Here is an 11,719-nt window from a genome sequence, read left to right as displayed (position 1 = left end):
GATCACTTTTTGGGATTGGAAGCGCCGTGTCCCATCAGGCGTCCGATGACGCCCAGCACGAGAAAACAGGAGAGGGATGCAATGGCCCCGATAACCCAGAAGCCGAAGCCGAGCGCCAATCCAACAGCGCCGGAAAGCCACATGCCGGCCCCCGTCGTCAGCCCGTGGACGGTGCCCTTGGAAAAGACGATCATGCCAGCGGCCAGAAAGGCAACACCCGATGTTACCGCTTCAACCACCCTCAAAGGGTCGATCTGCGCAAGATTGGCGTTGAAGATCGGCATATGCGCCGCTTCCGTGGAGAGAATGGCAAAAACGGCGGCAGCGAGCGAAATCAGGATATGGGTCCGTAGCCCTGCCGCCTTGTCGTGGCGTTCCCGTTCGATACCGATCAGGGCGCCGAACAGCATGGCCCCCATCATGCGCGCCAGCATGATGGAATAGGGTAGCCTGTGGGCGGGAAAGAGTTCGTTCAGCAGGGTGTCCATGGCCACAAAAAGCGGCTGCATGGCAAAGGTTCCCTGCGCCTTCTCAGGCGTATTGGGCAATCTTGGCCTGGCGCTTCTGTTCCGCGGCGATCATCTGCATGATCTGCGTGGCGCTTTCACGGGCATAGAGCCGGTGAGGGTTTTCCGAAACCCGGGCGGTGGTGATCAGGCAGGTGAAATTGTCCCGCTCATACCAGCGAAAGTCCACGACGTTTTCCATGTTCACAAAGAAAGGGAATCCATCACCATCGTGAAGCTGAAGCCACATCGTACGTCCATTCTTCTTGTTTATCGTCAAAACCTCATGAACAGATGTAGCAGGTAAAAATGAACGAGCGGTTGCGCCTGCCGGAACTCCTGTTCTCGTCTGTGGTTCGCCTGAAGAGGCCCTTTCTGGAAAATCAGGAGAACGACCATGGACGAAAAGACACCCCGCGCGCCATCCGCCATGCCGCCGGGTACGCCCGATCGCGAACTGACCAATCGGCAGGGGCATCCGATCAGCGATAATCAGTCGCAGAGAACCATCGGCAGCCGGGGACCGGCAACGCTGGAAAACTATCAGTTCCTGGAGAAGATCACGCATTTCGATCGTGAACGGATACCGGAGCGTGTGGTTCATGCCAGGGGTTTCGTCTGTTACGGCGTGTTCGAGGCAAGCGGAAAGATTGGTGAGGAGCCAGCTTCCACCTATACCCGGGCCCGGCTTTTTCAGGAGGCTGGCAAGAAGACGCCGCTCGCCATCCGCTTTTCCACCGTCATCGGCGGGCGGGATTCCTCCGAGGTGGCCCGTGATCCACGCGGTTTTGCGGTAAAGTTCTATACGGAGGAAGGCAACTGGGATCTGGTCGGAAACAATCTCGCCGTCTTCTTCATCCGCGATGCCATCAAGTTTCCGGATGTGATCCATTCGCTGAAGCCCGATCCGGTGACCTTCCGGCAGGAGCCGAACCGAATCTTCGACTTCATGAGTCAGACGCCGGAATCCATGCACATGCTGACCCATCTGTTCAGCCCGAGGGGTATTCCGGCCAGCTATCGCCACATGGAAGGCTTTGGCGTCAACACCTACAAGATGGTCAACGCCAAGGGCGAGACGGTCCTCGTCAAATATCATTTTCATCCGCGTTGCGGGCTTGCCAGCCTGACGGCGGCGGAAGCGGCAAAGGTACAGGGCGAGGATCTCGGCAGCGCCTCTCGCGACCTTTATGAGGCCATTGAACGCGGCGACTATCCGCAATGGGACATGTTCGTTCAGATCATGCAGGATCATGATCATCCGGAACTGGACTGGGACCCGCTGGACGATACCAAGATCTGGCCGGAAAAGGATTTTCCGCTACGCCATGTGGGTGTGATGACACTCAATCGCAATGTCGATGATTTTTTCAACGAGAATGAGCAGATCGCCATGGGCACCGGTGTTCTGGTGGACGGGCTGGATTTTTCCGATGACAAGATGCTGGTGGGCCGCACCTTTTCCTATTCGGATACGCAGCGCTACCGGGTGGGGACCAATTATCTGCAATTGCCCGTCAACCAGCCCAAAAACGCGCGTGTTGCCACCAATCTCAGCGGCGGTGCCATGTCCTTCCGCCGTGATATTCCTGAGGGGCAGAACCCCCATGTGAATTATGAGCCTTCTTTGCATCACGGCCTTGAGGAAAGCCGCCGTGAGGAGCCGAACAATCCGCCGGAGATTCACGGGCGACTGACCCGAAGCGTTCTCGAGCGCCGCAACGATTATCTGCAAGCGCGGGGACGCTATTGCACGATGATGGATTGGGAGCGGGATGATCTGGTGCAGAACATGGGGGATCTCCTGTCGCAATGTGAGCGGGATGTTCAGGAGCGCATGGTCTGGCACTTTTTCATGGTGCATGACGATTATGGCCACCGTGTTGGGGAGAGAATTGGCCTTGCAGCCGAAGATGTCGCGCATCTCGAGCCTTTATCGACCCAAGTGCTGACGGAGGGCGAGAAAGTGCGCCTTGCAAACCTCGGTCGTAATGGCGATGCCATAGACAAGACCGTTTGGGGACAATGGACCAGTTCGGTGGAAAATTATGCCGCCACGGCTGAGGATGTGTTGCACGGGCGGTTACCGTCGAAGCGCTCCGCGTAAGCTTTAAAGAAAAAAGGCCTGCGCAATGCGCAGGCCTTTGAAAACTGGCTCCCCGGGCCGGATTCGAACCGGCGACCTGTCGATTAACAGTCGAATGCTCTACCGCTGAGCTACCAGGGAATGTTGCGGTCGGTTCGTTTCGTGCCGTCCGCGTCGGTGAGTGGGCTTCTACTCAGCCTTTCCACGTTTGCCAAGCCCCTTTTTGAAAAAAAGTGCAGGCTTGTTTTCTTTTCCCGCCTTTCCCATGTCTCGGATGTGGATAACGCAGCATGACTGGTCTCGGGAAGGCATGGAGATTATGCGGAAACGCTCGATATATCATGTGGATACGCAAAGAGGCCGCCTGGTGATGGGTCGGGTGGAAGTGCCGTTTCCGCGTAGCCGGACAGGGCGGATCGCCACAGGAGGCCTGCTGATTGCCGGTGGCTGTCTCGGCTTTCTGCCGGTTCTGGGCTTCTGGATGGTGCCGCTCGGCGTCATCGTGCTGTCGCATGATTTGCATAGTGTCCGGCGCTTTCGCCGCAGGACGAGCGTGAAGTGGAAACGGTGGCGCAAGGGGCGTGAGGGCGCTCAGGCGAAGTAGCGGCGGCGCGGTTCCACGGCCCGGGTTTCCTGTACGGCGGGCAGGCTTTGCAGCACGCGTTTTGCCGGGAGAATGGCAATGACCTCTGTGCCTTCTCTCAGTTTGGAATTGAGCTTGAACTCGCCGCCATGCTTGGTCAGGATGGCCTGTACGATCGGCAGGCCCAGTCCCGTGCCCTGTTCGGCACTCTTGATGGCAATGGAGCCCTGACCGAAAGCGGAGAGAACCACCGGAATCTCTTCCTCCGCAATGCCGGGACCATTGTCCTTGATGGCGATGTACTGGCCGCCGCCAGCCGTCCAGCCAACCCGCACGCGGATCTCGCCGCCCTGGCTGGTGAATTTCACGGCATTGGACAGAAGATTGAGAATCACTTGCCGCATGCCTTTCTCATCGGCCCAGACGGGCGGCAGATGCGATTCGAATTGCTGGACGATGTGGATGCCCTTGGACTTGGCGCGCAACTGCACCATGCCCACACAATCCTCGGCGATTTCCAGCAGCGATACCGATTCTTCCGAAAGGTCGTATTTTCCCGCCTCGATGCGGGAGAGATCGAGAATCTCATTGATGAGATTGAGCAGATGCTGCCCGGAGCGATGGATATCGCCGGAATATTCCTTGTAGAGCGGATTGTTCAGCGGCCCCAGCACCTCATTGGCCATGACCTCGGAGAAGCCGAGGATCGCGTTGAGCGGCGTGCGCAACTCATGCGACATCGAGGCCAGGAAGCGGGACTTCGCCATATTCGCCTCTTCCGCCCGCCGCCTTGCCTCATCCGAGAGCGATTTGGCCACTTCCAGCTCGGCGATCAGATCGTCTTTCTCACTCTGGAAAGAGAGAAGTTTGAGGTTCGAGGCATAAAGCCGGCCGGTGATGTAGATAAAAAACAGAACGCAGGTGGCGAAAGTGGCAGCCAGCACCAGATCCCCGGTCTGCCGGGTGAGCGTGGCCTGCAAGGTCAGCGTTGCGGCAGTGGGCAGAAAGCCGAAAAGCACCGCCTGCCGCAGCATCAGATTGTTCATCGCCGTGACGCAGAGTGTCACCAGCAGAATGCTGCCCTTGAGGTAGACCTCCATGGTGGGCCCGCAGAGCTGGCAGCGCGGCAGCACAAAGGCTGCCCAGCAGCAGCCCATGGCAAATTGCCCCGCCAGCAGCGCGCTACGCCAGCGTCCCTGGTGGTGGGAGGCAGACAGGCGTTTGCCTGCCTTGCTGATCAGCAGCAGGTGAAGGGCATGGATGCTCAGCGTCAGCAGCGCCCAGGCGTAATAGACCGGATTTGCGGTGAGATAGATGGCAAGGCCTGCGGCAATCATCACCAGAAAGGGCGTGACACCGGCATTTTGCAGACAGGCCTGAATATGAAGAGCCAGCAGATCCTTTTCGAAGGCGGGCTGGCCGCCATGGCCGGATTGCAGGCGTTCTCTGGTCGCGCGAACGGCCTTCGCGGTCGCCTTGTTACGAGAACCGCGTGAAAGATCGACAATATTCTTGTCTGTCGAGTGAGAGATGCCGTATCCCATGATGGTTGTAAATTTTCCGCGGATGGCCTCAGACTAGCCATGAAGTCTTAAGAGTACCTTTCTGGAAACGCTTTGTTTGCCACTTTCGCAAACACCCTGTTATGAAAAAGGGCTGGATTGTGACATTGCCATACCGGCCAATCCTTGCTGCAGTTGCCGTTCTGGCCCTGATTGCGGGGGTGGCGTTGTTTTTTCTGAACCGGCCGGACGTGGTTCTGACCGGGCCTTTCATTGCAGCCGATGGCGAAACCGTGCTGACGCGCGGCGCGCGCCTGCGGATGAAAGGCTATGACGCGCCCGAGCTTGGCCAGCGCTGCCGTCGCGAGGACGCCATGCCCTGGCCCTGTGGCGCGCTGTCGCGGGCGGAGCTGCAATCGCTTCTGGCCCAGGCCGGTGTCACCTGCCGGCAGGTGGATACGGATGATCTCAAGAGGCTGGTGGTTTTGTGCGATGCCCAGGGCCGTGACATTGGCGCGGAGATGGTGCGCGCCGGTCTTGGTCTCAACAATGGCGGCTACGAAGCGGAAGAAAAGGAAGCCCAGACCCGCAAGGCGGGGCTCTGGTCCGGCAGCTTCGAACGACCGGAGGAATGGCGACGGCTTCACCCGCGCAGCGAAATCAACCGGATGGATAAAAACTGAGGCCGCCTATGTCTTTTGACGGAGCGGGTGAGCGGGAGGTGGAGATGCTACGGCAGGCCATTCTGGGCTGTCGCCTCTGCCGGGATAGGCCGCTGGGGGGAGAGGAGCGCCGCCTGCCGCATGAGCCACGCCCGGTGGTGCAGATGTCTGCCAAGGCTCGAATCCTGATTGCAGGCCAGGCGCCCGGCAAGCGGGTGCATGAAACAGGCATTCCTTTCAACGATCCGTCCGGCGAGCGGCTTCGGGATTGGCTCGGCGTCGACCGGCAGGCCTTCTACGATCCGGCGCGCTTTGCCATCATTCCCATGGGGTTCTGCTTTCCCGGTTATGATTCCAAGGGCTATGATCTTCCGCCGCGACGCGAATGTGCGCCGCATTGGCGGGCACGGGTCATGGCGCTCTTGCCGCAGGTGGAACTGGTGATTGCCATCGGTCAGCATGCGCAAAAATACCACCTCGGCAAACGGGCGAAGGCCGCAATGACGCAGACGGTGCAGCATTGGCGGCATTATCTGGAGCCCATGGAAGGCGGCCCGCCCGTGCTGCCTCTGCCGCATCCGAGCTGGCGCAATAGCGGCTGGCTGAAGCGGCATCCCTGGTTTGAGGCGGAATTGCTACCCGTGCTGAAAAAGGAAGTGGATCGTCTTGGTACATGAAAGCATTTTGCTTTCATGTCGGGATTTTTGCGCTATACCGGAAAAAAATTCCGAAGGGGTACCGATGGATCGCCTGGACCGTAAAATTCTTCGTATCTTGCAAGAGGACTCCACTCTTGCCGTTGCCGATCTGGCGAAAAAAGTCGGCCTCTCGACGACGCCCTGCTGGCGCCGTATCCAGAAAATGGAAGAGGATGGGGTGATCAAGCGCCGCGTGGCGCTGCTGGACCCGGTCAAGGTCAATACCAAGGTCACTGTCTTCGTCTCGATCCGCACCAACAGCCACTCCATCGAATGGCTTAAGCGATTCTCCGAAGTGGTGGCGGAATTTCCCGAGGTGGTGGAATTCTACCGCATGAGCGGCGATGTGGATTATCTGCTGCGCGTGGTGGTGCCGGATATCGCGGCCTATGATGCCTTTTACAAGCGGATGATTTCCAAGATCGAGATCCGCGATGTCTCCTCCGCTTTTGCCATGGAGCAGATCAAGTACACCACGGAATTGCCGCTGGATTACATGGTGCTGGACAACCAGAAATCCGGCGAGGAATAATACGAAGAGTCATTGAAAATGACTCTTCGTATTCCCTTTTCGAATATCTCAAGCCCCTGATGCATTTGAGATATTCGAAATCTCTTCAAGGCGAGGATGCGTTAGCATCTTCGAGCCTTGGTATAAGAGCCGCAAACGGAAAGGGCAGCTTGCGCTGCCCTCTTGTCTTGTTTTGCCGTTTACAGAAAGGCTCTATTTTTCCAGACGCGCCAGCAGGGACGACGTATCCCAGCGATTGCCGCCGAGCTTCTGCACATCGCCGTAAAACTGATCGACCAACGCGGTGAGCGGCAGGGTAGAGCCATTCTGGCGCGCTTCCGCCAGCACGATGCCCAGATCCTTGCGCATCCAGTCTACCGCGAAACCGAAATCATACTTGCCCACGGCCATGGTTTTGTGGCGGTTTTCCATCTGCCAGGACCCGGCGGCCCCCTTGGAAATCACCTCGACCACCTTTTCGATATCAAGACCGGCCTTCTTGCCGAAGTGAATGGCTTCCGCCAGCCCCTGAACGATGCCGGCAATGCAGATCTGGTTCATCATCTTGGTCAACTGGCCGGATCCTGCCGGACCCATCAGGCCGACCATGCGGGCATAGGCATCGATCACCGGCCTTGCCTTGGCAAAAACCGCCTCGTCACCGCCGACCATCACGGTCAGGACGCCGTTTTCCGCACCGGCCTGGCCGCCGGAAACCGGAGCATCGAGAAAATTGCAGCCCTTTGCCCTGGCGGCTTCATAAAGCTCGCGGGCCACCTCGGCAGAGGCGGTGGTGTTGTCGATCAGCACTGCGCCGGGCTTCATGCTGGAGAGCACGCCATCGGCGGCAATGGTCACCGAACGCAGGTCGTCATCATTGCCGACGCAGGTGAAGACGAAATCGGCCTCTGCGGCGGCTTCTGCCGGTGTCTTGCCAAGTGCGCCGCCGAATTGCTTGACCCAGGCCTCCGCCTTGGCGGTCGTGCGATTATAGACCGTCACCTCGTGGCCGCCCTTGACCTTCAGGTGACCCGCCATGGGATAGCCCATGACGCCGAGCCCGATGAATGCAACCTTTGCCATGATAACTCCTTGGTAATTTCTCTCCGGGAATGGCAGCATCAACCGCGCAAACGGGCAATGACCAGATGGCCGGGCGAGGGCTCGCCGTCCTGCATGCGCACATTGATGTCGGTGATTTCCAGCACGTCGAAGCCGGTTTCATCCAGACGCTGGCGGATATAGCTTTCCGCATGCACATAGCGCTGATGCGGGCCAACCTTATAGGCCTCGCCTTCCCCCATGGTCTCGGAGGAAAAGGCAAAAATGCCGCCCGGTTCCATGTTTTCCGCGGCCCCGAAGAAGATGGGCTCCAGGGCGCCAAGATAGGGCAGCACATCGGTGGCGGTGATCAGATCGAAGGGAGCTTCGTCGTTATCTTCAAGGAAATCCTCGACCTCAGCCACGAACAGGGTCTCGTAAAGATCCTTTTCATGGGCGATTTCGACCATGTTTTCGGAGATGTCGATGCCGGTGATGTCCTCCACCATATCGCGAAGCGCGCCGCCGGTGAGGCCGGTGCCGCAGCCAAGGTCCAGCATGCGCTTGAAGGGACCGAGTTTCAGCGCCTGGAAGCGCTGGCGCAGCGCCATCGGCACGGCATAGCCCAGCTGCTCCACCAGAATATCCTCGAAGCTTTCGGCATGCTGGTCGAACAGCGTCTGCACATAGGCATCCGGTGCGCGCGGCGGCGAGATGCCGCGCCCAAGGGCTGCAAGGCGGACGGACGCGCCGCCGTGATCGTCCGGATCAATTTCCAGACATTCATGATAGGCGGCAACGGCGGCATCGACATCGCCGGATTTTTCCAGAGCCAAAGCCCGATTATAGGCTTCGGCCAGTTTTTCCTCATCGATCTTCGCCATCGCGCATCTCCATCTTTTATGCTGGAGGCTGTAATGGCTTAAGGGCGATTTTGCAATTGCGCGGGCGACGGAAGCGTCAGTGCAGAATGAACTCCCCCTTCAGGGCGCGCCATTCATTCGCGGCAATCAGCTTGCGGTGGACATAGCGCACCGAGTGCAGCGGCCCATCGAGCTTCTCCTCCCAGAATTTCAGAAATCCGCGCATCTCCGGAAAGTCCGGGGCGAGATCGTAATGCTGCCAGATATAGGTTTGCAGCAGTGTTGGGTGGTCGGGCATTCGGTAGAGAATCTGGGCCGTGGTGAGACCATAGCCTTTCAGCATCATTTCCATGTCTGCATTCATGGCGTCCTCGCATCATGTTCCCTTTGGATTGCGCGGCGAGCCTTTCCTCGTGCCAGCCGTGCATATCCAAGGGTTACAGTACATGCTTAACCAAGGCTTAACTTGGGCGTCACAAATGTCATATTCCCAAATAAGATCAGGATGTTAGCAGCATGTTGCGGAGAGTGCTGCCATTCCAGCTATCTTTTCAGATGCTGTGTCAGGCGCCGCTCGATGGCAGCCCAGCTATGGCGCAGCACCTCAACGATCGTGAGGTAGAAAATCGCTGCCCAGAGATAGGTCTGGTAATCGAAGGTACGGGAGAAGGCATATTGGGTTTCTCCCATCAGGTCCAGCACCGTGACGATGGACACCACCGCCGAGCCCTTGATCATCAGGATGATTTCATTGCCATAGGGGCGCAGCGCCACGATCAGCGCCTGCGGCACGATGATCTTGCGGAAGGTAACGCCTTTGGGCAGGCCAAGCGCCGCAGCCCCTTCGCGCTGGCCGCGCGGCACGCTGCGAATGGCGCCGCGCAGGATTTCCGCTTGATAGGCAGCGGTGTTCAGCGTCAGCGCCAGAATGCCGCAATACCAGGCATCGCGGAAAAACCACCAGAGATCCATGGCCTGCAGCACGGGCCGGAAGCTGCCGAGCCCGTAATAGATCAGGAAGAGCTGCGCCAGCAGCGGGGTGCCGCGAAAAACGTAGACATAGGCATAGCTCACGGCACCCGCCAGCCGATTGGACGACATGCGCCCGAAGGTGATCGGCACCGAAAGAAGAGCACCGAAGACAATGGAAATGCCCACGAGCGACAGGGTGGTCCACAGGCCCGAGAGGAAGCGCGGGCCGTAGCGGAGGAATTTTTCCTGGTCCCAATTGCTGATCATCATGGCAATGAGACCGAGCCCGAGACAGATCCACAGCAGCATCATCGCGCCGCCGATGACCCTTGCGGGCGTGGTGGGTCTGCCGGCTTGCGGCGGGGCAGGGCGCGGCGGAATCAGTTCCTTCACGGTGCTCATCGGCTGACCTCCGCGCGCTTGCTGCGTTTTTCAATATAGCCGATGGCGATGGAGGAGAGCACAGCCAGCACCAGATAGAGCCCGCAGGCAAGGCCGTAAAAATAGAAGGGCTCCTTGGTGACGCGGGCGGCAACCCCCGTCTGGCGGATCAGATCTGTCAGGCCCACCACCGAAACCAGCGCCGTGTCCTTCAAAAGATTCATCCAGAGATTGACGATGCCCGGCAGGGCGATGCGAATGAGCTGCGGCAGGATGATGAAGATCATGGTGCGCACATGAGAAAGCCCGATGGCATAACCCGCCTCATATTGGCCGCGCGGAATAGCCTTGAAGGCCGATTGCAGCACCTCGGAACAGTAGGAGGAAAAGACCACCGAAAGCGCGATCATCCCCGCCACGAAGGCATTGATCTCGATTCGCTCCTCGATCCCCATGCTCGCCAGCACGAATTGCAGGAAGATCTGCAGGCCGTAATAGACGATGAACAGCGTCAGCAGTTCCGGCAGGCCGCGAAAGATCGTGGTGTAGATCCCGGCGGCGCGGCGCAGGATCGGCTCCTCGCTCTGGCCAGAGAGCGCAATCAGGAAGCCCAGCACCAGACCAACGGGCAGGGTGGCCGCCGCCAGCGTTACCGTCACCTTGAAGCCGAAGGCCACTTCATCGCCCCAGCCGGTATCACCGCAGGCCAGAAGGCTGCCTTGGCCGAAGAGGGTGAAGACCCCCGCCGGTCCGCAGAACGGATCGAAATAATAGGAAATGGAGGCCCAAAGACCCCCGAGCGCGGAAAGCAATCCGCCCATCAGCCATATCCCCTGTGAGGCTTATGCAAGCCTTCTGTTGTTTTAGAGCGCTTTTCGATCTGATGGTATCAGATCGGCGCTCTAAGTTATTGTTTTTCCGCATTTCCGGACGGAAAACCGGTTTCCACTTTTCCTGGAAATGCTCTAGACGCCGAGCCCGGAAATTTCCGGCTGCACACCGGATTCCGCTTTTCTTGAGGCGTTCTGTCGTTTTCATGCATTATCGAATCTGAAAACAGCCCGGCGGCGTATGCCTTCGCCACCGGGCTGCCGCTCATAGCTTACTTGGCGTCGCCACCATAGACGTCGAAGTCGAAATACTTCGCATTGATCTTCTGGTAGGTGCCGTTGGCGCGGATGGCGTCGATGGCCTTGGAGAAGCGGTCGGCAAGCGCGGTTTCGCCCTTGCGCACGGCAATACCTGCGCCGACGCCGTTGATCTGCTCATCGATCGGCAACGGGGTGAGGATCTTGCAGCAGGCGCCGGCTTCGCTCTTGGTCCACTCGGTCAGCACGACGATATCGTCCACTGCTGCGTCGATGCGGCCGTTGGAAATGTCGAGCTTGTATTCATCCGCTGTCGGATAAAGCTTCAGCTCGGAATTCGGCATGTGCTTTTCCACGTAGTTGGCGTGGCTGGTGGAGGTCTGCGCCCCGATGATCTTGCCCTTCAGGTCGTCGACGCTCTTGATCGGCGAATCCTTCGGTACGGCCACGGCCGGCGGCGTGTTGTAGTATTTCTTGGAGAAATCGACCTTCTGCAGGCGCTCCGGCGTGATGGACATGGAGGCGACGATGGCGTCGAACTTCTTGGCCTGGAGGGCGGGGATGATGCCGTCCCAGTTATTGGTCACGAAGGTGCAGGTCACCTTCATTTCCGTGCAGAGCGCCTTGGCGATATCGATATCGAAGCCGGTCAGCGTGCCATCGGCTTCCAGATTGTTGAAGGGCGGATAGGCGCCTTCCGTGCCGATCACGAGCTTTTCTTCGGCCATCGCGCTGCCGGAAAAGAGCGACAGGGCAACCAGCGAAGCGGCGGCCAGAAAACGGGTGGAGATACGCATGAGATCCTCTCTGTTGGTTGCCGGAGCCT

Annotated in this window: 14 protein-coding genes and 1 tRNA gene; 5 read left to right on the top strand and 10 right to left on the bottom strand. The window is 58.7% G+C overall.

Annotated elements, in window-relative coordinates:
- Positions 1 to 2: 2 nt before the first annotated feature.
- The gene (locus tag QO005_RS01075; protein WP_307156569.1) at positions 3 to 488 is read right to left on the bottom strand and encodes an MgtC/SapB family protein; all 486 of its coding nucleotides are present in this window, start codon (positions 486 to 488) and stop codon (positions 3 to 5) included.
- A gap of 43 nt (positions 489 to 531) precedes the next feature.
- Positions 532 to 696: a hypothetical protein gene (locus QO005_RS01070; protein WP_307156125.1), complete on the bottom strand. Its 165-nt coding sequence runs from the start codon at positions 694 to 696 to the stop codon at positions 532 to 534.
- A 207-nt stretch (positions 697 to 903) separates the two neighbouring features.
- Here QO005_RS01070 and QO005_RS01065 point away from each other — a divergent pair, with 207 nt between their 5' ends.
- On the top strand, positions 904 to 2,613 hold the full coding sequence (locus tag QO005_RS01065) for a catalase (RefSeq protein ID WP_307156124.1): 1,710 nt from the start codon (positions 904 to 906) through the stop codon (positions 2,611 to 2,613).
- A 45-nt stretch (positions 2,614 to 2,658) separates the two neighbouring features.
- On the opposite strand, the gene QO005_RS01060 is transcribed toward QO005_RS01065, so the two are convergent.
- A tRNA-Asn gene (locus QO005_RS01060) sits at positions 2,659 to 2,733 on the bottom strand.
- A gap of 178 nt (positions 2,734 to 2,911) precedes the next feature.
- On the opposite strand from QO005_RS01060, the gene QO005_RS01055 reads away from it, so the two are divergent.
- On the top strand, positions 2,912 to 3,196 hold the full coding sequence (locus QO005_RS01055; RefSeq protein ID WP_307156123.1) for a hypothetical protein: 285 nt from the start codon (positions 2,912 to 2,914) through the stop codon (positions 3,194 to 3,196).
- On the opposite strand, the gene QO005_RS01050 is transcribed toward QO005_RS01055, so the two are convergent.
- On the bottom strand, positions 3,184 to 4,719 hold the full coding sequence (locus QO005_RS01050) for a sensor histidine kinase (protein WP_307156122.1): 1,536 nt from the start codon (positions 4,717 to 4,719) through the stop codon (positions 3,184 to 3,186). The two genes, QO005_RS01055 and QO005_RS01050, sit on opposite strands and share 13 nt — an antisense overlap.
- Positions 4,720 to 4,838: 119 nt before the next feature.
- On the opposite strand from QO005_RS01050, the gene QO005_RS01045 reads away from it, so the two are divergent.
- The 3 genes from QO005_RS01045 to QO005_RS01035 all read left to right on the top strand — a co-directional run bounded on the left by QO005_RS01045 (position 4,839) and on the right by QO005_RS01035 (position 6,569).
- Positions 4,839 to 5,360 (top strand): thermonuclease family protein, encoded by a 522-nt coding sequence (locus tag QO005_RS01045; RefSeq protein ID WP_307156121.1) that lies wholly within the window; start codon positions 4,839 to 4,841, stop codon positions 5,358 to 5,360.
- Positions 5,361 to 5,368: 8 nt separating this feature from the next.
- On the top strand, positions 5,369 to 6,016 hold the full coding sequence (locus tag QO005_RS01040) for a uracil-DNA glycosylase family protein (RefSeq protein WP_307156120.1): 648 nt from the start codon (positions 5,369 to 5,371) through the stop codon (positions 6,014 to 6,016).
- A 64-nt stretch (positions 6,017 to 6,080) separates the two neighbouring features.
- On the top strand, positions 6,081 to 6,569 hold the full coding sequence (locus tag QO005_RS01035; protein ID WP_307156119.1) for an Lrp/AsnC family transcriptional regulator: 489 nt from the start codon (positions 6,081 to 6,083) through the stop codon (positions 6,567 to 6,569).
- Positions 6,570 to 6,761: 192 nt separating this feature from the next.
- Here the strand turns inward: QO005_RS01035 and QO005_RS01030 are convergent, their stop codons facing one another.
- The 6 genes from QO005_RS01030 to QO005_RS01005 all read right to left on the bottom strand — a co-directional run bounded on the left by QO005_RS01030 (position 6,762) and on the right by QO005_RS01005 (position 11,690).
- Entirely contained in the window at positions 6,762 to 7,631 is an 870-nt protein-coding gene (locus QO005_RS01030) for an NAD(P)-dependent oxidoreductase (RefSeq protein ID WP_307156118.1), read from the bottom strand.
- A gap of 38 nt (positions 7,632 to 7,669) precedes the next feature.
- Positions 7,670 to 8,473, bottom strand: coding sequence for a class I SAM-dependent methyltransferase (locus QO005_RS01025; protein ID WP_307156117.1), 804 nt, complete (start codon positions 8,471 to 8,473; stop codon positions 7,670 to 7,672).
- Between the two features lie 76 nt (positions 8,474 to 8,549).
- The gene (locus tag QO005_RS01020; protein ID WP_307156116.1) at positions 8,550 to 8,816 is read right to left on the bottom strand and encodes an usg protein; all 267 of its coding nucleotides are present in this window, start codon (positions 8,814 to 8,816) and stop codon (positions 8,550 to 8,552) included.
- 179 nt (positions 8,817 to 8,995) lie between these two features.
- A complete protein-coding gene (locus tag QO005_RS01015; RefSeq protein WP_307156115.1) occupies positions 8,996 to 9,826 on the bottom strand; it encodes an ABC transporter permease in 831 nt (276 codons plus the stop codon).
- On the bottom strand, positions 9,823 to 10,626 hold the full coding sequence (locus QO005_RS01010; protein WP_307156114.1) for an ABC transporter permease: 804 nt from the start codon (positions 10,624 to 10,626) through the stop codon (positions 9,823 to 9,825). Before QO005_RS01010 ends, QO005_RS01015 begins: the two co-directional genes overlap by 4 nt.
- Positions 10,627 to 10,907: 281 nt before the next feature.
- A complete protein-coding gene (locus QO005_RS01005; RefSeq protein WP_307156113.1) occupies positions 10,908 to 11,690 on the bottom strand; it encodes an ABC transporter substrate-binding protein in 783 nt (260 codons plus the stop codon).
- Positions 11,691 to 11,719 lie beyond the last annotated feature (29 nt).

Origin of the sequence: Allorhizobium paknamense, assembly GCF_030815125.1 — a bacterium.
GTDB classification, from domain to species: domain Bacteria; phylum Pseudomonadota; class Alphaproteobacteria; order Rhizobiales; family Rhizobiaceae; genus Allorhizobium; species Allorhizobium paknamense.
The sequence above is the reverse complement of the archived record's forward strand: the minus strand, read 5'-3'. Positions and strand labels throughout refer to the sequence as shown.